Source organism: Spiroplasma endosymbiont of Dromius quadrimaculatus (genome assembly GCF_964031155.1).
Taxonomy (GTDB): domain Bacteria; phylum Bacillota_I; class Bacilli_A; order Mycoplasmatales; family Nriv7; genus Nriv7.
This window is the reverse complement of record NZ_OZ035010.1, coordinates 698,329-724,886: the sequence shown is the minus strand read 5'-3', so window position 1 is coordinate 724,886 and position 26,558 is coordinate 698,329. Positions and strand designations below refer to the sequence as shown.

Here is a 26,558-nt window from a genome sequence, read left to right as displayed (position 1 = left end):
AAAATTTTTATGTTTAAATTAGTTGCTGATTTTAAGCCAGCAGGTGATCAACCAAAAGCAATTGCGAGTTTAATCCAAGGAATAAAAGAAAATCAACAATTTCAAGTATTATTAGGAGCAACGGGTACGGGAAAAACTTATACGATTGCTAATGTTATTGCTAAAATTAATAAACCAACTTTAATTTTGTCACATAATAAAACCTTGGCAATGCAATTATATGGTGAATTAAAAGGCATGTTTCCTGAAAATCGGGTAGAATATTTTGTTTCTAACTTTGATTTTTATCAACCAGAAGCATATATGCCAAAAACAGATACATATATTGATAAGACAGCAAAATCTAATAGTGATATTGAAATGATGCGGTTAAGTGCGATGAATGCTTTAGTTACTAGAAAGGATGTTATTGTTGTAGCATCAGTTGCTGCGATTTATGGTGCACAAGACCCTAACGAATATAAAAAATCTTTTTTTGAAATTCGTAATGGTCAAAAAGTTGAAAGAAAAGCATTATTATATTTTCTTGTTAATTCTGGTTACACTCGTAATGATTTAGAAATTCGTCCGGGAATGTTTACGGCAAAAGGTGATGTTATTAAATTAGCACCGGGTTGAACGGATGAATTTTATTTACGCATTGATTTATTTGATGATGATATTAATGAAATTGCTAAGATTGATGTTTTAACTGGTAAAGTAATTGAAAGATATCAATCTTTTACAATTTTTCCTGCTCAGGACTATATTACTTCTAAAGAAAGATTAGCAAAGGCAATTACTAGAATTGAAGCAGAATTAATAAAATATTTAGAAGTTTTAAAGGCTAATAATCAATTATTAGAGTATCAAAGGATTGAACAAAGAACTAATCATGATTTAGAAGCATTGCAAGAGTTTGGTATTTGTAGTGGTATTGAAAACTATTCACGACATTTAGATTTAAGAGATAAAGATGTGCCACCATATACTTTAATTGATTATTTTGGTGATGATTTTGTAACTATTATTGATGAATCCCATATTTCTTTACCACAAGTTAGAGGAATGTTTAATACTGATCGGAGTAGAAAACAAACATTAGTTAATTATGGTTTTCGCTTACCGAGTGCCTTAGATAATCGGCCATTAAATTTTACAGAATTTATGAATAAATTAAAAACGGTGATATATACATCAGCAACTCCGGGTGATTTTGAATTAAATCAAGTTAATTATCAAGTGACGGAACAAATTATTCGGCCGACAGGTTTAGTGGATCCAACGATTGTTGTTAAACCAACGATGAATCAGATTGATGATATTATTGAAAATATTTTAATGCGAAAAGAAAATTGTGAAAGAGTATTAATTACTACTTTAACAATTCGACAAGCCGAAGATTTAACTAGTTATTTGCAGGAACGAAATATTAAAGTAGCATACTTACATAGTGAATTAAAAACTCTGGATCGTTCAAAGATTTTATTAGAACTAAGAAAAGGGGTTTATGATGCTGTGGTGGGAATTAATTTATTACGCGAAGGATTAGATATTCCTGAGGTGTCGTTAATTTGTATTTTAGAGGCTAATAAGCAAGGATTTTTACGCGATGCGCGGTCATTAATTCAAACTATTGGTCGGGCAGCAAGAAATGTTAATGGTAATGTTATTATGTATGCTGATACAATATCGGATGCGATGCAAAAGGCGATGGCTGAAACGCTACGCCGAAGAAATGTGCAAATTGCTTATAATAAAGAACATAATATTATTCCTCAAACAATAAAGAAAAAGATTGATGATTCGTTATTTGCTAATAAATTATTGCAAGAATTTAATATTGTTAATAAAAGAAAGTCTAAAGATTATGTCGCAACAAAAACGCAAATCATTAATGATTTGCGAAAGGAAATGTTAGTGGCAGCAAAAGATTTACAGTTTGAACGAGCAGCACAGTTACGAGATTTAATTTTGGAATTGGAAACCGAATAAGATTAAATATTTCATTGTTCTTTTTCAAAGATTTCATCAATTTGACGATAAAGTTCTTTTGTGGAGTCATTATTGATGATTTGATAATCAATAACATCTTTATAAGTTTCGTAATCATCTTGTTGTTGACTAATCTTCATAATTTCTTCAACAGTGAGGTTATCGCGTTCAATAATTCGTTTAACACGGGTTTCTCAATCGCTATTAACAAAAATAATTTTATTAACGAGTTTGTTTCATTTGGCTTGTAAGATGACTGCGGCTTCAACAATAATTAGGGTTTTATCATTATGATTTTTAATTTGTTGTTGAAGACTTTTTTTTAGTAATGGTCACATAATGTTATTAAGTTTTAGGCGTTCTTTGGGGTCATTAAAAATGATTGCTCAGAGTTTTTTAGTGTCTAATTCATTATCAGTAAACGCAACACTTCCAAAGCGTTTTTTGATAGTTTTTATTACTTTGGGAAGGGTTCTTATTTCTTGACTTAGAATGTCCATATCAATACAATAGGCACCTTTTTTTTGCAAATATTTACTAACAATACTTTTTCCACTACCGATTTTTCCTGTGATGGCAATAATTAGCATTTTGTTCTCCTTAGTTTAATTTTTAACTTTACAATTTACATTATAATTGATTTTATGGAAATATAATAGTACTTTATATTTTATCGTAAATTCACTATAATATATATGGATATATCAATTGATATAAGACAGAGGTGGCATTTTGCCTGAGAGATACTCTTGGAACTTGAACTAGGTAATACTAGCGGAAGAAGTCTTGTATATTTCAAAATATATTAGATTTCTTGCTATCATTAAGGAGGCTAAAAATGGTGCAAGAAGTAAATAAGACTAATCAAATTTATCGTTGAATTTTAATGTTAATTAATGGAATTTTTTGTTTCTTAATTGTTGGAGTAATAATTTTGATAACAATAAGTTCGGAAGAAAAATTTTTAAGGATTTTTTCTTCTAATGTTAGGAATACACAATTAATTAATAATAAAATTGTCTTATTTATTAAAATTGCAGTTATTGTGATTTTATTATTATTTTTAGTTGCTAGTTTAATATTAATTTGGTTATTAAGTTGGCAAAAAATAATAAAATCTAATGTTGATTTTAAAGTGATTAAAAAACAATGCTTTAAAATTTATCATTGAAAAACATTTGATTTAGTATTAATCGCTTTTTTTGTTAGTTTATCATTAATTTTAGATTATCTAATGATATTTTTTCCTAAATTACCAATGGGGGGCAGTATTGGTTTAAAATATTGACCCGTATTTTTAATTGCTTTCGTTGTTAGTTTTTGACACGGAATTGTAACCGGTGGTATTAGTGCTTTAATTTCATTAATTATTATTCCCCAAGGAGCAATTATTAATCCTTGACAATATTTACTAGATTATTTTATTCCTATGATTATGCCTTCTTTAATAGGAATAGTGAATATTAATTTTAAAAAGCGGTTTAATGCTAACATTAAAATTTCCTTTATAATAACAGTTATTTGTATTATTATATATATGTGCAATGTATTATCGGGGGTATTATATTTTGGTAATTATGCGTGAGATGGTTTTAGTGTTTGAGGTTATGCATTAATATATAATTTAATTTATGTTTTTATTTTTGTGTATCCTTTAATGATATTATCATTGCCATTATTATTTAGAGTATTAATGCCGTGAAAAGAAAAATATAATGATCAAATTAATTAGCAAATGCTAATTAAATATTGGAGGTGATTTGATGGATGATGCAACAAAATATATTATTGTTAAAGGAGCTAGAGAACATAATTTAAAAAATGTTGATTTAACAATTCCTAAAAATAAATTAATTGTTTTTACTGGCGTTTCTGGTAGTGGAAAGTCATCATTAGCCTTTAATACGATTTATGCTGAAGGACAAAGAAGATATATGGAGTCATTGTCGGCGTATGCCCGACAATTTTTAGGTAATAGTGAAAAACCTGATGTTGATTCTATTGAAGGATTATCACCAGCAATTTCTATTGATCAAAAAACTACTAGTAATAATCCTCGTAGTACTGTGGGAACGGTGACGGAAATATATGATTATTTACGATTATTATATGCTCGTGTGGGACTACCATATTGTATTAATGGTCATGGTTTAATTAAAGCAATGACAATTAAGGAAATGATTAAACGATTAAAACAAGTAACAACGGAAGAACGCATTGAAATTTTGTCGCCAGTAGTTATTGATAAAAAGGGGACGCATTATGAGTTGTTTTTAACTTTGCGACATGAAGGATTTTTACGGGTTAAGGTTAATGACCACACTTATTCGTTAGATGATGATATTCAATTAGATAAAAATAAACGGCATAATATTGATATTGTTGTTGATCGCATTAAATTAAGTGATGATGATAATGTTTGATCTAATATTCATGATAGTTTAGAAAAATCATTAAAATATAGTAAAGGATTAGCAAAAGTTATTCTTGTTAATAGTAAAGAACAATTATTATTTTCGCAAAATCATGCGTGTAATCAGTGTAGTTTTACAATTCCGGAGTTAGAACCCCGTTTATTTTCTTTTAATGCGCCAATGGGAGCTTGTTCTGAATGTAAAGGTATTGGGATTCGCTTGGAAGTTGATGAAGATTTATTATTTCCTAATCGTAATCTTTCAATTAATCAAGGTGGGATTGAATTTTATAAAAATTTTATTGGTGGTGATACTTTAGAATGACAGAAATTAAAAATTATTTGTAAAGAATATGGTATTGACTTAGATCAACCGATTAAAAATCTTAGTGATGAACAAATTAATTATTTAATGTATGGTAGTGATGAACAATTAAATTATACTTTAGTATCTAATAGTAATAATACTTATAAAAGTTATGACTATATTGAAGGGGTTGCTAGTATTATTGAACGACGCTTTGTTGAAACTGTTAATGAAATGCGTCGTGAATATTATCGGAAATTTATGAGTGATAAAACTTGTTGGTCTTGTAAAGGGGCACGATTAAATCTTAAAGCATTATGTGTTAAAGTAGGAACGATAAATATTAATGAATTTACTAATTTAGATATTGATGAAAGTTTAGATTATATTCTTAGTTTGAAACTATCAGAACAACAACAAGAAATTGCTAAGTTAGTTATTAATGAATTAGTTAATCGTTTAAGTTTTTTAAATGATGTTGGTTTAAGATATTTAAATTTATCAAGAGCAGCTCAATCATTATCTGGTGGCGAAGCGCAACGAATTCGTTTAGCAACGCAAATTGGTTCAAAATTGACAGGAGTATTATATGTATTAGATGAACCTTCAATTGGTTTACATCAAAAAGATAATGACCGCTTAATTAAGACTTTAAAATCGTTACGAGATTTAGGAAATACCGTTATTGTTGTTGAACATGATGAAGATATGATGTATCAAGCTGATTGCCTTGTTGATATTGGACCTAAAGCTGGTAAGTTTGGTGGTGAAATTATTGCTGTGGGAACAATGGCTGATATTATCGCTAATGAAAGGTCAATTACAGGGAGATATTTATCACATCAAGAAACGATTACAATTCCAAGAAAGCGCCGAAGTGGCAATGGTAAGAAAATTACTATTATTGGAGCAAGAGAAAATAATTTAAAAAATATTGATGTTACTATTCCTTTAGGAAAACTTATTGTTGTTACAGGGGTTTCTGGCAGTGGAAAATCAACTTTAGTAAATGAAGTGTTATATAAAAATCTGTTACGAAATTTAGGACAAAAGGTTAATCGTCCGGGTAAACATCAAAATATTAAGGGAATGGATAATATTGATAAAGTTGTTAATATTTCGCAAGAACCGATTGGAAGGACACCGCATAGTAATCCAGCAACTTATACTTCAGTTTTTGATGATATTCGTGATTTATTTGCTGCGGCGCCATTAGCTAAAACTCAAGGTTATCTTAAAGGAAGGTTTTCTTTTAATGTTCGTGGTGGCAGATGTGAACGCTGTCAGGGAGCAGGAATTATTAAAATTGCGATGCATTTTTTACCAGATGTTTTTGTTACTTGTGAAATATGTGAAGGAATGCGGTATAATGATGAAACTTTACAAGTTAAATATAAAGGGAAAAATATTTATGATGTTTTAAATATGTCAGTTATTGAAGCGCAAGTGTTTTTTGCAAATATTCCAAAAATTAATGTTAAATTGCAAACCTTACTTGATGTTGGTATGGGATATATTAAGTTAGGACAACCAACAACTCAATTATCTGGTGGGGAAGCGCAAAGAGTTAAATTAGCGACTTACTTACAAAAAAGAGCAACTGGAAAAACACTATTTATTTTAGATGAACCAACAACGGGATTACATATTGATGATGTTAAAAGATTATTATCAGTTCTTAGTCGTATTGTTAATAATGGTGACACCGTTCTTGTTATTGAACATAATTTAGATGTTATTAAGTTAGGTGATTACATTATTGACTTAGGACCTAATGGTGGGAAGTATGGTGGGGAAGTAATTGTTACAGGAACACCAGAGCAAGTAATTAATAGTAATAAAAATTCATATACGGCTGAATATTTAAGAAAAGTTTATCAAATTAATGATAATATTAAATTAAATATAAAGTAGGTGACTATTAATGAAAATTCGTTTGAAAATAGCAATAATCATTTGTTTAACAATATCACCAATTGTAGTTATTGTTGCTTGTAATAGTGCTAGTAATGAAACTGGTGATGTTGCTGAAGCAACTAAAGCATTGGAAAATGTTGTTTTAAATGAGATTGATTTGGGGTTAGTTAAAGAAAATCAAGATATTAAAGAACAAGTCATTGATAATTTATTAATTGATAATGTCATTGAAGCTCCGCTTGATAAAGTAACTGATTTACGAATTATTTTAGATACTGATAAAATAATTAGTGATGATGTTTTTGTTGTTGAGAAAGATATTGAATTTAAAGAATTTTTTGTGCTTTTAATTGGTAAAACTATTGGAACAAAGCCACAACAAATTACTGTTAGTCGGAAAGTAAAATTTGTGTTTGAAATTGAAAATCCAGAGTTATTAGCAGCACAAAAAGCACTTAATGAGGTTTCATTAAAGGAGATTAGGATTTCGGAGTTAGTTATTCGTGGAAGTAATATTACGACTTTAATTGCATCAAAAGTTCAAGAATTAATTGCTTCAATTCAAAGTCCTGATTTTACAGATTTATCATTTGCTTTAAAAGATAAAGTCATTCCGGCGCCTAATGCTGGTTTACTTATTAATATTGGTGTTAGGTTAATTGCCAAAGCAAAAGATTCTGAACAAAGCCGAGTTAGAAGTGAGAAAACGGTAATGGTTAATTTTACTAATATTAAAACCCAAGCTGAGGATGATGCTGAGAAAATAATGGCAGCAAGAACGGCATTAGATAATATTGTGTTAAAAGAAATCGTTTTTAGTGAAAGTTTTATTATTGGGAAAAATATTACGGTGACATTAGCTAGGTTACAAGAAACAATTGCTGGTATGGTAAGTAGTGATTTTGCTAATTTAAAAATTGCTTTTAAAAGCGGGGGTTCAAGTTTTATTTATCAAGTTGCTGATTTGACGACGACCTCATTTATGATGGATGTTATTATTAGTGCTAATGCTAAAGATAGTAAGAAAACATTAGTAAGTAATCCTACTAAGAAAGTAAAAGTTAAATTTACACCGATACAACATCCTGCGCAAGTTGAAATTGATAATTTAGTTTTAGAAGCAATTACTGTTGCTGATTTAGTAATTCGTGGTGATGATATTAAGGCACTCATTAATGCTAAGTTGTTAGCGATGAGTACGACAATTAAAGGGAAAGAATTTAAACAATTACAAATAATATTAAAAGATAGTACACTTATTGTTCCTAGTAGTGGTAATAGTTTAAGTGTTAAAGTTATTCTGACAGCCAAAGCAAATTTAGATAATACAACAATTACTAATGATAAAAAAGCAGTAACCGTTAATTTTGCTGATATTAAAACAAGAGATGAAGATAATAAAGAAAAGATTAAACAAGCCCAAAATGCTTTAGATAGTCTATTATTAAAAGATATTAATGTTTCGGGTACTTTCTATATTGGTCAAGAAATAAAAATTAGTGGTACTAAATTGCAAGAAGCAATTGCGGGATTGACAAATATTAATTTTACTAATTTGACAATTGCTTTTAAAAATACTGATAGTTATCAAGTAGTAGATTTAACAACTAAGTTTTTCAATTTGGATGTTGTTCTTACTGCTAAGGCAAAAGATACTAATGTAACGGTTGTTACCAATACAACACAAAAAGTGAAAGTTAATTTTACAGCGATTGTTAATCCTGAACAAGCAAAAATTGATGCCGCGCAAAAGGCGTTAGATAAATTATTATTAAAAGACTTTTCATTGCAAACAAAAATTTTGACAGATGCTAATGTGATGAAGTTGATTAGTTTAGAGTTAAAAAGTGCTATTAGTGGTTTAGAAAGTAATGATTTTACTAATTTAACTATTGAATTGAAAGATAAGACAAAAATATTATCATATGCAGAAGCAAAAGAAAAATATGAAGCAGAGGGAACGAGTGTTCCTGTTGATGTAATTGTTAAGGCTCATGCTAAGGATAAAAATAAAATGGAAGTAACAAATGATAAATATACTGTTAAAGTTGATTTGGCGATTTTTATTGCACAAGAGGAACTTAATATTTCGTATCTTAAATTGGCTTTACAAATTTTAAATTTAAAAGCAATTACTTTAGCAGGTACTGTTGTTCGTGGTGAAGATGTTACTTTAAAAATTAAAGAAATTTTAAATGATGCGATTAAAGATGTTTATGATCCAGCGACTTCAAAAGTTATTGCTAATTTACAAATTGCTTTGAAAGATGCGACGATTGTTTTAAAAATTCCTTTGACTGGTAATAGTATGGAAATTGATGTAATTATTAGTGCTACTAATAAAAATGGTTCGGTTAATCGTGTGCCGATTGATGATAAAGTTATTGTTAATTTTACTGTTAAATAACTCAAAATTTTTATTTAACTTGTAATAAATGTTGTTAACGAATTTAATTTATAAAATATAAAATATGAATGCATCTTAAAGTGATGCATTTTTTAATTTAGGAGAATTTGATGTCGTAGTTATTTGGGTGTGTTCTTTATCAATTTTGTGATATTATATTTAATAGAAAACATTAAATTATATGAAATGATAGGTGATGTTATTATGAATAAAAAAGTATTAACTTTACGAGAAGTTGTGGAAAAATTTAATTTATCATTATTGTCTGGTGATGAACAAGTGCTGGAACGAGAAATTGAAATTGGGGGCATTAATCGTGCAGGATTAGAATTAGCAGGTTTTATTTCTGATGAAACTAGTCGTAAACATCGGATTGTTTTATTAGGTGGTAAAGAGAATGAATACATTAATAAGTTACCAGCATCAGAGCGCAAGGCTCGTTATGAGAAACTTATTAATCAAGATGTTCCAGCGATTTTTACTAGTATTCGTTTTAATGAGCCGGTATTAGTAGAATATGTTAAAGAAATAAATTTTCCTGTTATTGAGGCTAATTATTCTTCTAATGATTTTTATAATATTATTGTTAGTTATATTGATAATCGTTTAGCACCAATGGAAATGGTTCATGCATCGTTAATTAATATTTATGGTTTGGGAGTTTTAATTAAAGGTGATAGTGGAATTGGAAAATCAGAAAATACTTTAGAATTAGTTAAAAAAGGACATTTGTTTGTCGGCGATGATGCGATTGTTTTGCAAAGATATGTTAATAAAGTTATTGGTCGTAGTGATGAAAAGTTAAAGCATCATATTGAAATTAGAGGCATTGGGATTTTAAATTTAACGAAGATGTATGGTTCAAGAACAACTTTGGAAGTTACTGATATTGATATTATTGTTAATTTAAAATTGGCTGATAGTAAGTATTTTGCTAATTTAAATCGTGTGCAAACAGAAATTGATAGAGAAGAAATTTTTGGTATTAAAATTCCAGCGATTACGATTCCTGTAATTTTAGGAAGAAATATTTCGGAATTAATTGAAGCAGCTGTTATTAATATTAAGTTGCATAATGAAGGTATAAATAGTTCTGAGTTATTTATTAACCGAATTGATAGTGAACTTAAAACATAAGAGAAAGGTTTAAGTGTAAAAGTAAAAATGATGAATATATATTCAAATTGAGTACCTAATGAAATTCCAGGGACTAATGGTATTTTAAGATTTTATCCGCTTTTTATTCTTTTAGGAATAATTGTTTCGATTTTAACTTCTTGGATTAAATTAAAACGCCGCGAGATTCCAACTGAACCATTTGAATGAAGTATTTTTTTAACTGTTCCGAGTGCAATTTTTGGTTCTTCAATTATTGGGAAAATTAATAGCCCTATTATTGATCAGTATGGGTTTTGAGGTTATTTTATGATTTGAGAACCGGGATTAGCAGTTCATGGTGGTGTTATTGCTGGTGTTATTGTTGGTTATTTTTGATTTCGGCATTATTCTAAAAAATATGAAATATCGTTATGAATATTTGCTGATGCCATTATTCCAAATATTTTATTAGGGCAAGTTATTGGTCGTTGAGGTAATTTTTTTAATCATGAACTTTTAGGACAGATAACGACTTCATTAGATTGATTACCTGATTGATTATTAGAAAATTTAAGAAAAGCTAATGCGGATGGTAGTCCAGCTGAAGGAATTGGGATTGTTCGTCACCCTTTGTTTTTGTATGAATCATTAATTAATTTATTTTCTTGGGTACTAATTACTTTTGTTATTCCTAAAATTGGTATGTGAAATAGTGTTAAACCTTGAAAGAAATATCCTAAAAAATTTATTCCGCTTTGAGAAAAAGATGTGGAATTATTGGAAAGTGAAAAAAATTGGGCAACACCGTTTAAAAAAATTTATTATCGTCGTCTTTGAAAGTTAAATTGTTGAAATCAAGCTTATTTTGAACAAACTCCGAGTAAAACAAAAAAGTTAACGGTAGTAAGAAAATATCCAGAACCGCATTTAAAAGCTAATAATCCATTTTTTAGACTTATGGAACGATGATTTAAAAATCAATGAATAAGAATTAAACAATTATGAACTCAAGATGCTAAACCTTTAGAAAAAAATGCTAATCCGGATAAATATTGAATGACGCGAGTTGGTGTTCAAACTGGAAGTTATGTAGTTATGTATAGTATGGTGCGAATTATTTTGGAAATGTTTCGTGATGAAAGTGATATTTTATTTCCTTATGATTATGTGGGTACTTATATATTTTTAGGGCTAGGTGTTATTACTGGAATTATTTTGATAATTTTTGCACAAGTTATTAGCGTTCGTAAATGAAGACAAATTAGGTGATTATATGAAAAACAATATTAATACTGATTATGATTTAATTATTATTGGTGCGGGTCCGGGCGGATTTACTAGTGCGATTTATGCATGTCGGGCAGAGTTGAAAGTACTTCTTATTAATGAAGGTCCTCCCGGAGGGAAAATGGTAAAAACTTATGATATTGAAAATTATCCGGGTTTTGATAAAATATTAGGACCTGACTTGTCATTAGCAATGGATGGGCAAGTTAGAAAATTAGGCGCTGAATATGAAGCTGCTAAGGTAAAAAATATTGAAATTGCAACTGACGGTAATAATAAGATTATTACTGGTGAAAATGGTAAAATATGGCTTACTAAAGCGGTTATTATTGCTACGGGAACAGTTGAAAATGAGTTATTGGTGGATGGTGCTAAGAGATTATATGGTCACGGAGTTTCTTACTGTGCGGTTTGTGATGGGGCATTTTTTCGTAATAAGGATATTGTTGTTGTTGGCGGGGGTGATTCTGCTATTGAAGAAGCGGTATATTTAACTAAGTTTGCTAGAAAGTTATATTTAGTGCATCGCCGAAATGAATTTCGGGCTTCGAAAGGAGCATTAACAATTGCTCAAAATAATAATAAAATTGAATGATTGTTAAATTATGTTGTTAAAGAAGTTATTGGTAAAAATTCTCTTGAACAAGTTGTTATTGAACATACTGTGACAAAAGAGCAGCAAGTAATTGATGCTAGTGCAATTTTTCCTTATATTGGTTCAACACCGATTTCTAATTTTGTTAAAGACTTGAAAATTTGTGATGAAAATGGTTATATTATTACTAATGAAATAATGCATACTAGTGTTTTGGGAATATTTGCGATTGGTGATGTTCGTCAGACAGTTTTAAGACAAATTGCTACTGCTGTTGGTGATGGTGCGATTGCTGCTCAAGAAGCAATAAAATATTTAGATCAATTGAAATTGTAATTGATGCTTAATTAATTAGCAGTTTTATGAATGGAGTGATTAATAGTGATGTCTTTTTCTAAAATTGTTAAGCAAGAAATTATGAAAAAGGAATTTAGTCATCCAGCAAAGCAAGCTATTTTATTGGGATTAATAAAATCGTTAGCGATATTTAATAGTAAGCAATTAATTTTTGAATGTTCTAATAAAACTGTTGCTATTTTTGTTAAAAAATTAATTGCTGAAGTTTATAATTATTATCCAGAAATTTTGACAATGGGAATTAAAACTATTGTATATAAGTTAGATATTTCACATATTGTTTCTTTAATCATTAATGATAAAGATATTAGTTATGATATTAAACGAAATGAATTAGTTGTTAATTTTGAAAGATTAACTAGTGAAATATCAAAAAGAGCATTTATTGCGGGAGCATTTATTGCTACTGGTAGTGTTAATTCGCCAAGGATTAGTAATTATCATTTAGAAATTCAAGGAATTGATATTTTGTTTATTCGGAAGTTACAATTACTAATAAATAGTTTTGGTTTTAAATTTAAACGCATTTATCGTCGTAAAAAACCTTTAATTTATTTAAAAAAATCAACTGAAATTGCTGATTTTTTGAAATTAATTGATGCAAGTCTTTCACTATTATTGTTTGAAAATGAACGCATTTCACGCGATATGTATAATAGTATTAATCGTTTAACAAATATTGAGATTTCTAATCAGCAAAAAACTAATAAAGCGGCTATTCAACAAATTAAGATGATTAATTTTTTAAAAGCGAATGATTATTTTTTAAAGTTATCGTTAAAAACTCAACAAATTGCTAATTTACGGTTAGATAATCCTGAAGCTTCGTTGAATGAGCTTTGCGATTTATATGAAAATATTTATCACGATATGATTTCTAAATCAGGAATAAATCATATGATGCGCGGAATTAAAAATAGTTATTTATTGCTTAAAAGTATTGCTTCTGATGACAATTAAATATTTTATAAAATGTTTTGTATTAATATATATAAATTTGTGATATAAAGAAATTGTTATTAATTTAGTAGTAAAATTTGTTTTGCTATTAATTTTTTATATTTTAAGTGTTAATTAAGAAAATATTGTAATTGGGTGGAACTAATGAAATTAAAAATTAATTGAAAACAATATTGAGATTGAGAATTTAATAAAAAAGTTTTACGGATGATGTTACCTTTGATTTTGCAAAGTTTGATTGTTGCTTTTATTAATGTTTTAGATACAATTTTTATTTCAATTTTTAATCCTGAACAATTAACTGGTTTAGGTTTAACGAATGATATGTTTATTTTATTAATTTATAGTTTTTGAGCGATTTCGGGTGCTGGGGGTATTTATACAACACAATATTTAGGGAAAAAGAATTATGCTAAAGTTGCGGAAACCACAAGAATAAAATTAATTTTAGCACTTATTTTGGCAGTAGTTTATTTTACCTTAATATCAACATTAAGAACATCATTAATTAATATTATTGTAAATTTAGATAATCATTTGCCGGAAGATAAGAAAAGTTTGATTTCTCAATCTGCAAATGATTATTTGCAGATTATTAATTATACAACTTGGTTTTTAGGTATTTCGTTAGTTTTTTATAATACAATGTATGAGTGTGGTGATGCTTGAACGCCGTTGTATATTAACTTTTTGCCTTTAACAATTAATGCGATTTTAAATCCGATTTTTATTAAGCTTTTTGGTTGAAGTGTTGTTGGTGCTGCGTGGTCAACATTTATTGCTCGGGTTTGTGAATTTATTGTTGTCATTGCTTTTATAGTTTGAAAGAAGCCAGTTTATTATCCAGGATGAAAAATTTGAAAAACAACATTAGATTTGTGAAAAAAAATTATGAAAAACTTTGTGTTTATTTTTATGGCGAATGCCTTGTTTGCGCTTTTATCGTTTGTACAAAAGATGATTATTTTAAAAGAAGGATTTTTAGATAATTCTTATCAAGCGGCAATTTTAACATTTAGCATTATTGGCGTGTTTTATTCATTTTTTAATGGTTATTATGTGGCTGTTCCATATTTTGTTGGTCGGGAGTTAGGAGCTAATCATATTGCTAAAGCAAAAGTTAATTTTTATAAAATTTTAGGTTTTGGTTTAATTTTAAATGCGACAATTGCTTTATTAATCATATTTAGTTCGCCATTTATTCTTAATTTCTTTACGGGAAATCCAGCAGTTATTTATGTTGCTAAGTGGTATTTAGCTTTTCAAGGGATAGCGTTCTTTTTCTTGTCAACATCAATTATTTTCTTTAATATTTTAAGGATCGGTGGTAAAAATTTGTTATCAAGTTTAATTGATATTCTTTGCACTTGGGTTTTTATTGTGGGGTTAACTTGATTTGCATTTACAATTTTTAAACCTAATAAATTATGAAGTGTTTTCTGAGAATTGAGTAATGGTGACAATAATTGTATTTTTAATTGTTTCTTTAGCTGAAATTATTCAATTTTCAATATTAATTATTACTGTGCGAAAAGTTAATTGAGCTAATAATTTAGTAAAACAATAAAATAAAGGGATGTTTAAAAATGATTAAGGATGTTATGAATGTTAAAATTAAGTTTGGTCAACAAATTAGACAATTACGAATAAATTTGCATTTGTCACAAGAAGAATTAGCATACGAATGTGATTTAAATAAAAATTATGTTTCTGATATTGAACGCGGTGAAAGAAACATTTCTTTACAAAGTATTGCTAAACTTGCTAAGGGTTTAAAAGTGTCGTTATCGGAATTATTTGATTTTGACTATCAAATTTAAATACTACGATATTTTTAAATAGGGGGTGGAATTATTTCACAGTGATTATTTGGTTGAACAAAACCAGAATATTTATGGGTATTTTTTGTTATTTTTGCGAGTATTAATTTTTTTGCTTCTAGACGGATGATTAAATATTTGTCAGCATTAAAAATGCGAACAAAAATGTCAACGGCGGTTGTGGGAGCATTATTATTATCAATTATAACTTCATTGCCAGAACTTGTATCAGCGATAACAGCCGGTGCTTTGGGGAGTCCTGAAGTTAGTATGGGTGATGTTATGGGGGCAAATTTATTTTCAGGAGCAATGTTAGCTGTTGCTGATATTATTTTTATTCGTTATTTATTTTTTAAAAAAATAAATAACTCTAATCGCTTTATTATTTATTTAATGATCGGAATTAATATAATTTTAGTATTAGCTTTAATGCCAATTAAAGCATTTGATTTTATGCGATTAACAATTCCTTATATCAATGTTTCTTGACCATTTTTAGTTTTATTATTAGTTTATGGGGGATTTTTAATAATGATGTTTAAAGGATTTCATGATGAGGAAAAAGAACCTAAAACTAATAAAGATGTTGGTTTAAAAAAATTATCATTAAAGATGATTATAATTTTTTTCGTTATTTCGGTTATTGGTTTAGTTCTTTCTTCAATAATATTAGTTGCGGTTATTGATAACTTTGATAATGTTTATGGGATTAAAAAAGAATCGGCAGGAGCGATTTTTTTAGGAATGACAACAGCCTTACCAGAAGTAGTATCACTATTTTCTTTAGCAAGGATTGGTTATGGTAATGTTGCCATTGCTGGAATTGTTGGTAGCCATCTTTTTAATTCAATTATTTACTTTGTTGCTGATATTATTAATCATCCTGTCGGAAGTTTAGAATATTTAGCAAATGGTAATATGATGAATTTAATGCCATTATTTGTTATTGCGATTTTGCTATTGTTAACAATTATTATTTTTACTGTTAAAACAATTCCGCGTTGAAGTAGTAGTAAAATTTTTACAGTAATAACTTCTGGAGTAATTATAATATTTTATGGTTTTAATATTATTTTTCAAATTTTACAAAGTCAATATCATTTTTTCTAATTTAAGTTGTAAAATAATTGTCATAAAACATATATGATAGATTATGATATAATTTACAAGGTAATTATTAAAATTTATAAAAGTAGAGGTTTAATATATGAGTAAACAAAATATTTTATTAATCTTTGAGATTATTCTTTTAATTATTGGTTTTGCAATGATTGTTATTGGACTATTACAGCCAAAGAAAACGCAAGCAGGGTTAGGAGCATTAAGTGGTGGTAATCAAGAGCTTTTTGCACAAACTAAAGAGCGAGGACTTTCACGAACTTTATCATTTATGATGTTAGGTTGTGGATCTTGTTTATTTGTTCTTTCAATGATTATTAGAATTTTAGAAAATTCTTTATAATTTTTATTTAAACTATTAGTTCTTGAAAGTTCTAATAGTTTAATGACTGATGGAGAGTATATGAAGCAAAAAATTTTAAATATTTTAAAAAATGAAAAGCGAACCCTTTCAAAGTTAGAAATTAGTAATTATCTTGAAATTACTAATAAAGAACAATATGAATTAATGGTGTTGGAACTTAAGGAATTAATAATTAATGATGTTTTAAAAGTTAATAGTAATAATGAATATTCCTTAAATTTACAAAATCAATTACTTACTGGTATTATTCAACTGCATTCTAAGGGTTTTGGTTTTATTAAAACTAAAGATAATCAAGAGTATTTTGTTAAATCACAAGACTTAAATGGTTGTTTAGATATGGATGAGGTTTTATTTGCTACTAAAAATATTAAGCAAAATGATGCCCGACATTTTGAGGCTCGAGTAATTGAAGTATTAAAAAGGCCTTTAACGACGGTTGTCGCTACTGTTTGTTTTAATGAAGCAAATAAAACAAAATTTTTAAAAATTAATAATATTAAATTGCAACATTTAGTCCTTGTAGTTACTAATTTAAATATGGCAATTATTGATACAATTGTTATTGCTAAAATAGTGTCTGTTAGTAAAAATCAATTGGTATCATTGGAAATTCAGGATATTATTGGTAATATTAATACCCCGGGAATTGATGTCATCGCTGTTGTTCACGAGTTTTTTGTTAAGACAAAATTTGATGATGCGACATTAAATGAAGTAAAAAAAATCTCGCCATTGGTAATGGCTGAAGAATTAATTGGTCGGAGAGATTTACAAAATAATTTATTTATTACTATTGATGGTAGTGATGCTAAAGATTTAGATGATGCTATTAGTGTTGTTAAGTTGGATAATGGAAATTATAAATTATTTGTTGCGATTGCTGATGTGGCACATTATGTTGCTGAGAATAGTGCTTTAGATAAAGAAGCTTTTATTCGTGGGACTTCTGTTTATTTAGTTGATCGTGTTATTGCGATGTTACCACCACAATTATCAAATGGTATTTGTTCTTTAAATGAAAATGAGATGCGGTTAACGATAGTTTGTGAAATGGAAATTAATGCTGTTGGTGAAACTATTAGTAATGAAATATATCCAGCAGTTATTAAAACTAAGCGAAGAATGTCGTATGATGAAGTAAATTTAGCTTTTAGTAATCAAAATCCAGATTTTATTAAAACTCATCCTGAAATTTATCAAATGCTTTTAATTGCTCGTGATTTACATCATATTTTAAGAAAATATAAAGAGCAAGCTGGAGTTATTGATTTTAATTTAAATGAAGCTAAATTAATTATTAATCAAAATGGCAAAATTAGTGATATTACTTTGAGAAATCGGGCAACAGCAGAAATGTTAATTGAGGATTTTATGATTCGTGCTAATGAAACTGTTGCTAGCACTATTTATTGAATGAATTTGCCATTTATTTATCGCATTCATGATAAACCAAAAATTAAAAAATTAAGAGAAGTGTATAATGTATTAAAAATAATGGGTTATAACATTAAGGGTAAAGTTGAGAATGTTTATGCTAAAGATTTACAATTAACTTTGGAAAATATTAAAGATAAACCTTGATTTCAAGTTGTTGCTACTTTGTTTTTACGAAGTATGGAAAAAGCGCGTTATGATATTAATAATATTGGGCATTTTGGTTTAGCAAGTGACTATTATACTCATTTTACATCACCAATTCGTCGTTATCCAGATTTAATTGTTCATCGGATGTTAAGAAAATATCTTTTTGAAAAACAAATTAATAATGTTATTGTTGATAAGTATACAGCGATTTTACAAAATCAAGCCGAACAGTCTAGTATTTCTGAGTTGAAAGCATTAGAATGTGAAAGAGCAGTAGAACAAATGAAAAAAGCTGAGTATATGGAAACACAAATTGGAAAAAGATTTTCGGGAATTGTTAGTTCAGTTACTAATTTTGGGATTTTTGTAGAATTAGAAAATACTATTGAAGGATTGGTTCGTGTTAGTGATATGCGAAATGATTATTATAACTATAATGAGAAAACAATGCGTTTAGTTGGTGAAAGAACAAGAAAAGAATATTATCTTGGACAAATTGTTAATATTGAGGTTAAGCACGCTAGTAAGTTAGAAAGAAAAATTGATTTTATCCTTAAAGATTCTAAAAATGGTAATGGTAGAGTTAAACAATGAAAATAATTGCTTCAAATCGTAAAGCACGATTTAATTATGAATTAATAGATAGTTATGAAGCTGGAATTGCATTGCAAGGTTCTGAGGTTAAATCTTTAAGGGAATCTAATGTATCTTTACAAGAAAGTTATGTTTTGATTAGAAATCAAGAAGCACTAATTTTAAATTTACATATTAGTACTTATGCTTATGCATCAAGTGCTAAACCGGATCCTAATCGTTCAAGAAAGTTATTATTGCACAAAAAACAGATTTTAAAGTTGGAAGCGAAAATGAAATTGCAAAATTTACAATTAGTTCCTACTAAAATATATTTTAATAGTAAGGGTTTAGTTAAAATTGAAATTGCGTTAGCAAAAGCTAAAAAACTTTATGATAAAAGAGAGACTATTAAAAAACGCGATGTGGAACGAAAAATTCAAAAGATTTCATAAATTTGATATAATATACTTATGGGGGTGCACTGGATTCGACAGAAATAACAAACAATTAACTGCAGTGGTGTGGTAAACCTTATCTACTTCGAGGTGTTATAACCGGAAATAAAAAAGAACATCAAGCTATTCCAACATATATGTTAAATCATAACTTTGTTGGGGCAACATTAGTTGCTTAATTCAACCTTTTAAAGGATATAAATAGCACATTATTTTAGCCTAAGTTTATCTAGGCTAGTTTAATGTTGATACTTGATAAACTAGATATTGTGATGTTAATAAGCAATGTTGAAATTCTATTAACTAGTTAGAGATATTACTTGTTTATTCATATTTTTCTTTAATGAACTTTTCTTGAATAAAATAAACTGTAGATGTTAATTGGGACTTATTTTTGGACGTGGGTTCAATTCCCACCATCTCCACCATAAATGTAAATATAAAATAAAAAGTAAACAATAAGTTTACTTTTTATTTTATTGTTAAATAACAAAAGACTTTTATTGTTAGGACGCATAAAGTTTTGTTAGGTAGGAAAAGATTTGAATAAGTATTAAGACAGTCAGTAATGATTGTCTTTTTATTTTATAAGGTGTTAAAAATTTGTTCTTTGAAAATTAAATACAAGTGAGTTAATAATGTTGGTATGTATTAAAGCACGATAAATTGTGGGTGGTCGCCATAACCAAAAGAAGTTTACCAGTTAATAGATAACATCCTATTAGCTATAGCAATTTGTTTCGTTTTGCAATAAAAAAATGAATGGGTGGATTTCCTAAAAATATACACGCTATTAAATTAGTTCCAAGGGTAGGATGCGGATGTTAAAGTGTAGAAATTTCTATATAGGGGTATGCTAAGTTTAAAATTATTAAAATCTTTATCTAATTAAAAAACAAAATTAAATAACAAAGCTTGTTAAACACTTAAATCTGCGATATATAAGTGTTTAAAAAACTAAGTTAACTAACTTAGTTAATATAACTTAGTTTATAACAAATAAGAAAGGTAATTTACTATGAAAAACATTGAAAACATTTTCTTAAATACTAAAAAATATCTTTTAAAAGAAACACAAAACGCAATGCTTATTAAAGCACCAAAAATTCCGTGATTTAATGAACAAATCGGTATTTGGTTTCCAAAGCGATTTGTTTATAAAGGAAAATACGAAAATTCAATTTGCATTGGAATAATAAAAGATAGTAAATATCAAGTAATTTCAATTAATCAACAAGAGCAAGAAACCAAGTTAATTAAAGGCCAAGAATTATTAGGCTTCTTCATTGCCGAAAAAGAAAACAATAAAAAAGATATAAATTATAACTATTTTAAAGGAGTTTAAAAATGAATATTGCGATTGGATTAATATTTATTATCACTTGCATAATGCTATTGGCGTATTTTGCTTATAAAATTTATGCCAAAATAAAAATGCGAATTAAATTTAAAAATGCCATTAAAAATAATACTGGTAATTTCACAAAAGACGAAAAAGTATTTATTGCTCGCTTTGAAGAATGAGTTAAAGCTCCTAATTCAAAAGAAAATAATGAGAATAAAAAATAATGTTTTGAAAAATTATTATGGAATTTTTAGAACTGTTTGTTCCGATAGAAAAAATGCCTGCACAAGTTGCATTTATTGCCGGATTAATTATTATCATTACTTTTCTTTTCGCATTAATTTCAATTATGTATTTACCAATAAAAATGATTTTTGGGAGATAAAAAATGACAGTAAATTTAAAAGAATTTAATTGAGAACAAATTAAACAAACTTTCTGAGATTTGTTTATCCAAATTACAAATATTCCGGCTCATATTAGTGGTGGTAAAGAAATTGATTTAACCCAAGAAACACTTTGACTTTTAATGGCAAACATTGCTTTTTGATTCTTAACAGCGATTATGGTGTGATTTATTCTAATGCTACTTTGAAAAACCATATCAGTATTTAGATAGAAACAAAAGTAATGTCAAGAAGTTACATTGTAATGCATTCACAAAGAAATTCAAAATTAATTAGTAAAAAATACAGTCGTGTTAAGGTTAATCGTGGTTTTAATAAATTTAAGAAAAACTTTGAATATAAATGATGAATGTTTTAAAAAGAAAGGGGGTGATTATATGATTGGAACTTTCTTAACAGAAGCACCAGCAGTAACAAAGATAACAGCTAGTGACGCGATGACTAAATTATGAAATGCGATTATAACAGCGTTTACTAAAATGTGGGAAATTATTGCTGTTAATATGCCACAAGTCGGTAATTTCTTTGCTGACTACTGAATATTCATTTTTCCATTTATTTTGGCAATATTCTTTATTTGCTTTAAAATGTTTGAAAAATTACTTGGAGCTGTACGCTAACAAAAAAATAAAGTGAGGTGCAAGATGAAATTTTGCAAATGAATAATAGAAAAAAATAACCATTTTATTGAATTGAATCGCACCTCATTTTTAATTTTATGACATTGAGGAGCAATTTGATATATTTACAACGGTTATTTTAAAAACATTGTAAGTTATTTATTTTTAGCAGGTTGTATTTTAATTTTTATTTTTAAAATCAGTAATTTAACACAAATTAACAAAGTTATTAATTTCTTAAAAAATTCACCATTAAATATTGTTATTGGTTCATTAGGAACTGGAAAAACCGCCTTTCTAGTATACGCATCAAAATTATTAAAAAAGAAGAAATATCATATCGCATCAACATTTCCATTACTAGAAACCCAAAAATTAAGTTTAGGACATATGGGATTATTAAATTTTGATTATCCGGTATTGCCAGACAAAACCTTACTTTTATGAGATGAAACCAACTTATTTTTAGAAGGAACTGATTGAGAAAAAAATAATACCAAAAACGAAGAAACCGGTATTCAAGAATATTTCGCTCTGGCACGCCATTTCGGTCATATTGTGCTAGCTAGCGGTCAAAGAGATAAACATATTTGAGTTAAAGTTCGTGATATTGCCAATAATGTGATTGTGGGCATTCGTAAAAAACCCGTTAATATTTTTCGCCCCTACTTAAAAGTCATCTATGGCACCTTTACTAGTATTGAAGAATATGAACGCTGACGAAACACTTTAATTGATGCTAAAAATAGTAAAAAGGGTCGTCGCATTAAATACCGTGATATTCCTGAACTTGATATTTATTTTTTTAAACTAAAAATTCCTCTACCAATATTAAACACTTACAATTCTTTTTACCTAGCGTTTTTAAGAGATTACTTAAATTCAAAAGTAAATCCTGACTATGAAGATAAATACTATAATGACACAGCAATTGATTTAGAAGACTTAGAATACTTAAAAATGGATAAATTCAGCAAATTTTTAAGAAAAATGAAAGAAAAGGAATAATAAAAAATGGAAAATCTCGCAAAAATGGCCGACTTTCTCGCTCAAATGCTTTATAAAGTTTTTGACTTAATTTGAAGTTTAGAAGTGCCGGGAACGAATATTCAACTGATATTTCCTTTATTCTTAACACTGGCTGTAGAATTTCTTATGGCAATTATTCTTGGATTTGGTAGTCAACAAGTTAATTTAGAAAAACAACGCCAATATGCGGTTAAAAATAAAGGGCGTTTAAGTGCGTGAGGAAAAACTAAAAAACAAATAAAACCAATAAAAACAAAACAAGGTAACTAACAATGTTTAAACTAATTATTATTTTTATCTTAATAACTGTGCTTGGACTATTGGCTGGTAGTCATTTTGAAACTTTAACAAACTATATTAGCGAAGGCCTTGCCAATTTTAAAAAGTTTATTACTAGCAATTTAACAATTTTAGAATTATTTAAACCAATGGCACGAACATTTTCGCAACACCCAATCTTTACCATTCTTGGTGTTACTTGTGTACTGATTGCTTTATTTATTGTGATTAAAGGACGATAAAAAACATGAAAGGAGAATTAAAATGAAAAAACTTTTAGGAAAATTACTTAAAAAAGATAATTCAAAAGAAAAAACACCATTAAGATTAAAAATTAAAAATTCTTTTAAAAAGCAGTGGTTAAAAGTATCATTAAGTATCATTTTCATCTTTATAAGCTTATTAATTTGTGCATTAACAGCAATCGATACTAAATGAATAACCGGAACAAGTAACGAATTTAATGATTTTATGAATAAACAGATGGTTGATTTTTTTGGTAAGTTCAATACTAGTATTATGCTAGCAGGAATATTTGTTTTTTGATGAGGCGGAGCAATATATTTTGCAATTAAATTTGAAAAATTAGTCCGCTTTATTATTCAAAAAATTAAAGCAAAAAGAGCCTTGAAAAATGAAATGAAAAAAACTAATTAATTCTTTAAAAAAATATTGATGGAGAATTTTGCCTTACATTTTTATGATTATTATCTTTTTCATTCCATTTTTAAAATTGGAAATTAATGATTTGAAATTATTATATGAAAAATTTGAAGCATTAATTTCACTTATGATATTAGGATATTTAGATATATGCATTACAATAGCGGTAATTATAAATTGTAGCATTGAGTGACTTATTAAAAAAATTAAAGAAAAAAGAACAATGAAAAATAAAATATTTTAAAAAGGAGTGATAAAAATGTTTATGAAAATATTTACCGTATTAATTATTAGTTTCAATAACATTTTTACCATTCCCCAAAACATTAACAATGATGAAATAACAACACAATCACTAATTAGAAATAAAAAAGAAAGTAATAAAGTTTATAATTTTGAAATCAAAAACTTAGAAAAAGTAGAGTTTTGAATTTCAAATACAAAAATTGTGCGAGCCCAAATATATAAAAAAGATAATAGCAGTTTAAATGAAAAATTACCAGAATTAAAAAATTTAAACAACTTTACTTTTCTATTTACACAAAAATTTCAAAATAATCAGAGTAAACAAAAAGAAATTAGACAATTAATAACTACACACGGAACAAAAATAGAAAATGAAGATGATAAATGAGTAATTAACAAAAAAATAACAATTAAAGCACAAGGCACAGATTTAAATGTTTGAACCAATAATAATCTTACAAAAGATTACTTTTTAGAAAATATCAATGAATTTAAAATTGAAATTGAAAAAAATAGTACTGATATTGACTTGCCAACAACAACTATTAAATTTGATGGCAACCATAACTATAATGATGTTATCGAGAATCTTGATTATTTAATGATTCATCGCGGTGATTTTGACAAATTCAATTATTCTTATCTTTATTGAACACCAGTATTTAATTTCATTGATACCTTAGAAAAAGGTTATTACAAAGAATTTACGATTAAAAATCATGGTTTTAAAAACGAAAGCTATTTTTATCACAAGAATTCAACTACTTTATCAAACTCAGAAATAATCGACCCGACAAATGCAACCAAAATCGAAATTATAAAAAAAATTAAAAAAAGACTTAATGAAAAAATTAACAATCTTGCTGGCGTAAATAATGCAATTGAGGGCATCGACTATAATACTGAAATTAAAGATAATGACAACAATTACTTAGATGATAGGACTACTTTTGATTTAACAACAGACAATGTCGCTGACAGAACATTTACCGTTAAATTCACTGCAATTGAAACGAGTACACAATTGCAAGGAACAAATACGCTTAAAGTGGTCATTGCGAAACAAGAGGATACTAACGATAATTTCCTTAAAATTAAGGCATTTAACAAAACCCTAATTGCTGGAAATAACTATTTACAATTATTACACGGTGAAAATAAAATATGAAAATATGACACCAAAAGGGCTAACGATTATTACCTAATTAAGTACCTTTTTGGAACCTTAAATTACCTTAATGTTAAATTTAGTTTTCTACGCTATGACCCTGATTTACGAAATGACATTTACCTTTATTTTAAAAACAACATTCCTAGTATTAATAACAGCGATTATAAAAATATTTTTGATGAAATCTATGAAATTCTTGGTAACTTCTTTGCCAGTTTATTTTATGCTACTTTTGATATGGATGAAAAAACTCATACCGAAATTGATTTTAAGGGTGTAGATAATTACAACAAAGATTACTTTATTCAAATTGGTTTCTTTTATCGTTCGTTAATTACCTTTTATCCCAAAAAATATTTAATTAATGTTATTGGTAATTCGGAATTATTACTAAGAAGTTATTTTTTTACTTTTGATAAAAAAACGCACCAAGAAAAATTTAATGCTATTAACAACACCAATAGCATTTATCAAATTGATTTTAATGTCCTTAAATCTTATGATAATAAACTGATTACCTTGCCAACCAGCAAGACTGCTAACAGTATCAATTACCTCAATACCGACATTGATATTCGCTATGGCATTAATATTTTTACCTTAACTTTTCCTTTATACCATAAAACAAATACCTTTAATTATAATTTTAAAATTTATGACTTTAATGTATTAAATTCCACAGCCTTTATTCCCGATGGTTCCACCAACTCAGAATGAGACGACTTAATTCCGCCAACAAATTGTAAATATTCAGGGCGGTGGATACCCACATTTAACGATATTGGTTGTGCCATTCAGAATTCTGGCATCAAAATGTTAAACTGAATGCTGACCGCTTCACAAGTCATTACCATTTTACGACCATTAGCAATCATTGCGAAAGCAACAGTTAATTTTTCAACTGCTATTTTCCCAGTTTTTAAAACGGTACCTGCGTTTTACTATACCTTTCAGTTTTTAATTGGTTTTGCCATTTTTCTAATGATTTTACGAATTTTTGTATAATATATATATATATATTGAAAAATAAAATAATAAAGGAGTTAAAATAATGAAAATTTTAAACATAATAACTCTTTCAGGACTAACGGCATTGCCGATAGTTAGTTGTTCCAAAAAAGCGAATGAATCAGTAGAACAAAAAAATAAAGTTTATGATTTTAAAATCATAAACTTAGAAAAAGTAGAGTTTTGAATTTCAAATACAAAAATTGTACGAGTCCAAATATATAAAAAAGATAATAGCAGTTTAAATAAAAAATTACCAGAATTAAAAAATTTAAACAACTTTACTTTCCTATTTACACAAAAATTTCAAAATAATCAGAGTAAACAAGAAGAAATTAGACAATTAATAACTACACACGGAACAAAAATAGAGAATGAAGATGATAAATGAGTAATTAACAAAAAAATAACAATTAAAGCACAAGGTACAGAGTTAAATGTTTGAACCAATAATAATCTTACAAAAGATTACTTTTTAGAAAATATAAATGAATTTAAGTTAATTACTTAGAGACACAGTTAATTGTACAGTCCCTGTCCCAATTAAAGTTATT

Annotated in this window: 28 protein-coding genes, 1 other RNA gene and 1 riboswitch; of the genes, 28 read left to right on the top strand and 1 reads right to left on the bottom strand. The window is 27.6% G+C overall.

The annotated features are described in order from the left end of the window. Window positions 1-9: 9 nt before the first annotated feature. Window positions 10-1,974 (top strand): excinuclease ABC subunit UvrB, encoded by a 1,965-nt coding sequence (gene uvrB, locus AAHM88_RS04090; RefSeq protein WP_342262282.1) that lies wholly within the window; start codon window positions 10-12, stop codon window positions 1,972-1,974. A gap of 2 nt (window positions 1,975-1,976) precedes the next feature. On the opposite strand, the gene coaE is transcribed toward uvrB, so the two are convergent. Beyond that, window positions 1,977-2,564, bottom strand: a complete 588-nt coding sequence (gene coaE, locus AAHM88_RS04085; protein ID WP_342262281.1) for a dephospho-CoA kinase — start codon at window positions 2,562-2,564, stop codon at window positions 1,977-1,979. 120 nt (window positions 2,565-2,684) lie between these two features. Beyond that, window positions 2,685-2,774, top strand: a riboswitch (TPP riboswitch). A 38-nt stretch (window positions 2,775-2,812) separates the two neighbouring features. Between coaE and AAHM88_RS04080 the strand changes: the two genes are divergently transcribed. From AAHM88_RS04080 to AAHM88_RS03950, 27 genes are all read left to right on the top strand, one after another. Further along, entirely contained in the window at window positions 2,813-3,706 is an 894-nt protein-coding gene (locus AAHM88_RS04080; RefSeq protein ID WP_342262280.1) for an energy-coupled thiamine transporter ThiT, read from the top strand. Between the two features lie 31 nt (window positions 3,707-3,737). Beyond that, complete coding sequence (gene uvrA / locus AAHM88_RS04075; RefSeq protein ID WP_342262279.1) at window positions 3,738-6,608, top strand: excinuclease ABC subunit UvrA; 2,871 nt, start codon at window positions 3,738-3,740, stop codon at window positions 6,606-6,608. A gap of 10 nt (window positions 6,609-6,618) precedes the next feature. Next, on the top strand, window positions 6,619-9,018 hold the full coding sequence (locus AAHM88_RS04070; protein WP_342262278.1) for a hypothetical protein: 2,400 nt from the start codon (window positions 6,619-6,621) through the stop codon (window positions 9,016-9,018). A 204-nt stretch (window positions 9,019-9,222) separates the two neighbouring features. After that, complete coding sequence (hprK, locus tag AAHM88_RS04065; RefSeq protein WP_342262277.1) at window positions 9,223-10,155, top strand: HPr(Ser) kinase/phosphatase; 933 nt, start codon at window positions 9,223-9,225, stop codon at window positions 10,153-10,155. Window positions 10,156-10,182: 27 nt separating this feature from the next. Beyond that, window positions 10,183-11,406 carry a prolipoprotein diacylglyceryl transferase gene (locus AAHM88_RS04060; protein WP_342262276.1) on the top strand — a complete coding sequence of 408 codons (1,224 nt, stop codon included), beginning with the start codon at window positions 10,183-10,185 and terminating at the stop codon, window positions 11,404-11,406. Further along, window positions 11,390-12,334: a thioredoxin-disulfide reductase gene (gene trxB, locus AAHM88_RS04055; RefSeq protein WP_342262275.1), complete on the top strand. Its 945-nt coding sequence runs from the start codon at window positions 11,390-11,392 to the stop codon at window positions 12,332-12,334. The genes AAHM88_RS04060 and trxB overlap by 17 nt, the downstream gene beginning before the upstream one ends. 30 nt (window positions 12,335-12,364) lie before the next feature. Then, window positions 12,365-13,315 (top strand): DNA-binding protein WhiA, encoded by a 951-nt coding sequence (whiA, locus tag AAHM88_RS04050; protein WP_342262274.1) that lies wholly within the window; start codon window positions 12,365-12,367, stop codon window positions 13,313-13,315. A gap of 144 nt (window positions 13,316-13,459) precedes the next feature. After that, the gene (locus AAHM88_RS04045) at window positions 13,460-14,854 is read left to right on the top strand and encodes an MATE family efflux transporter (RefSeq protein ID WP_342262273.1); all 1,395 of its coding nucleotides are present in this window, start codon (window positions 13,460-13,462) and stop codon (window positions 14,852-14,854) included. A gap of 47 nt (window positions 14,855-14,901) precedes the next feature. Next, entirely contained in the window at window positions 14,902-15,135 is a 234-nt protein-coding gene (locus AAHM88_RS04040) for a helix-turn-helix transcriptional regulator (protein WP_342262272.1), read from the top strand. Between the two features lie 126 nt (window positions 15,136-15,261). Beyond that, window positions 15,262-16,245, top strand: coding sequence for a hypothetical protein (locus tag AAHM88_RS04035; protein ID WP_342262271.1), 984 nt, complete (start codon window positions 15,262-15,264; stop codon window positions 16,243-16,245). A 97-nt stretch (window positions 16,246-16,342) separates the two neighbouring features. Then, window positions 16,343-16,597 (top strand): preprotein translocase subunit SecG, encoded by a 255-nt coding sequence (gene secG, locus AAHM88_RS04030; protein ID WP_342262270.1) that lies wholly within the window; start codon window positions 16,343-16,345, stop codon window positions 16,595-16,597. Window positions 16,598-16,657: 60 nt separating this feature from the next. Then, the gene (gene rnr / locus AAHM88_RS04025) at window positions 16,658-18,805 is read left to right on the top strand and encodes a ribonuclease R (RefSeq protein WP_342262269.1); all 2,148 of its coding nucleotides are present in this window, start codon (window positions 16,658-16,660) and stop codon (window positions 18,803-18,805) included. Then, window positions 18,796-19,233 carry an SsrA-binding protein SmpB gene (gene smpB, locus AAHM88_RS04020; protein ID WP_342262268.1) on the top strand — a complete coding sequence of 146 codons (438 nt, stop codon included), beginning with the start codon at window positions 18,796-18,798 and terminating at the stop codon, window positions 19,231-19,233. Before rnr ends, smpB begins: the two co-directional genes overlap by 10 nt. Before the next feature lie 20 nt (window positions 19,234-19,253). Continuing rightward, window positions 19,254-19,664, top strand: a transfer-messenger RNA (tmRNA) gene (gene ssrA, locus AAHM88_RS04015). Between the two features lie 590 nt (window positions 19,665-20,254). Beyond that, the gene (locus AAHM88_RS04010; protein ID WP_338967555.1) at window positions 20,255-20,581 is read left to right on the top strand and encodes a hypothetical protein; all 327 of its coding nucleotides are present in this window, start codon (window positions 20,255-20,257) and stop codon (window positions 20,579-20,581) included. A gap of 2 nt (window positions 20,582-20,583) precedes the next feature. Beyond that, on the top strand, window positions 20,584-20,805 hold the full coding sequence (locus tag AAHM88_RS04005) for a hypothetical protein (protein ID WP_342224501.1): 222 nt from the start codon (window positions 20,584-20,586) through the stop codon (window positions 20,803-20,805). Continuing rightward, window positions 20,805-20,966, top strand: a complete 162-nt coding sequence (locus AAHM88_RS04000; RefSeq protein ID WP_339023857.1) for a hypothetical protein — start codon at window positions 20,805-20,807, stop codon at window positions 20,964-20,966. The genes AAHM88_RS04005 and AAHM88_RS04000 overlap by 1 nt, the downstream gene beginning before the upstream one ends. Before the next feature lie 3 nt (window positions 20,967-20,969). After that, on the top strand, window positions 20,970-21,200 hold the full coding sequence (locus AAHM88_RS03995) for a hypothetical protein (RefSeq protein WP_338966797.1): 231 nt from the start codon (window positions 20,970-20,972) through the stop codon (window positions 21,198-21,200). A gap of 11 nt (window positions 21,201-21,211) precedes the next feature. Continuing rightward, complete coding sequence (locus AAHM88_RS03990; protein WP_338966796.1) at window positions 21,212-21,346, top strand: hypothetical protein; 135 nt, start codon at window positions 21,212-21,214, stop codon at window positions 21,344-21,346. A 19-nt stretch (window positions 21,347-21,365) separates the two neighbouring features. Next, window positions 21,366-21,608 (top strand): hypothetical protein, encoded by a 243-nt coding sequence (locus tag AAHM88_RS03985; protein ID WP_338967559.1) that lies wholly within the window; start codon window positions 21,366-21,368, stop codon window positions 21,606-21,608. 24 nt (window positions 21,609-21,632) lie between these two features. Beyond that, window positions 21,633-22,616, top strand: coding sequence for a hypothetical protein (locus AAHM88_RS03980; protein ID WP_342262267.1), 984 nt, complete (start codon window positions 21,633-21,635; stop codon window positions 22,614-22,616). A gap of 6 nt (window positions 22,617-22,622) precedes the next feature. Then, window positions 22,623-22,907, top strand: coding sequence for a hypothetical protein (locus AAHM88_RS03975; protein WP_342223871.1), 285 nt, complete (start codon window positions 22,623-22,625; stop codon window positions 22,905-22,907). A gap of 2 nt (window positions 22,908-22,909) precedes the next feature. Continuing rightward, window positions 22,910-23,158: a hypothetical protein gene (locus AAHM88_RS03970; protein ID WP_338968164.1), complete on the top strand. Its 249-nt coding sequence runs from the start codon at window positions 22,910-22,912 to the stop codon at window positions 23,156-23,158. Window positions 23,159-23,180: 22 nt separating this feature from the next. After that, the gene (locus AAHM88_RS03965; RefSeq protein ID WP_342262266.1) at window positions 23,181-23,573 is read left to right on the top strand and encodes a hypothetical protein; all 393 of its coding nucleotides are present in this window, start codon (window positions 23,181-23,183) and stop codon (window positions 23,571-23,573) included. Between the two features lie 43 nt (window positions 23,574-23,616). Next, window positions 23,617-23,823 (top strand): hypothetical protein, encoded by a 207-nt coding sequence (locus AAHM88_RS03960; protein ID WP_342262265.1) that lies wholly within the window; start codon window positions 23,617-23,619, stop codon window positions 23,821-23,823. Between the two features lie 15 nt (window positions 23,824-23,838). Further along, window positions 23,839-26,001 (top strand): hypothetical protein, encoded by a 2,163-nt coding sequence (locus tag AAHM88_RS03955; RefSeq protein ID WP_342262264.1) that lies wholly within the window; start codon window positions 23,839-23,841, stop codon window positions 25,999-26,001. A gap of 46 nt (window positions 26,002-26,047) precedes the next feature. Next, entirely contained in the window at window positions 26,048-26,515 is a 468-nt protein-coding gene (locus AAHM88_RS03950; protein WP_342262263.1) for a hypothetical protein, read from the top strand. Window positions 26,516-26,558: the final 43 nt, after the last annotated feature.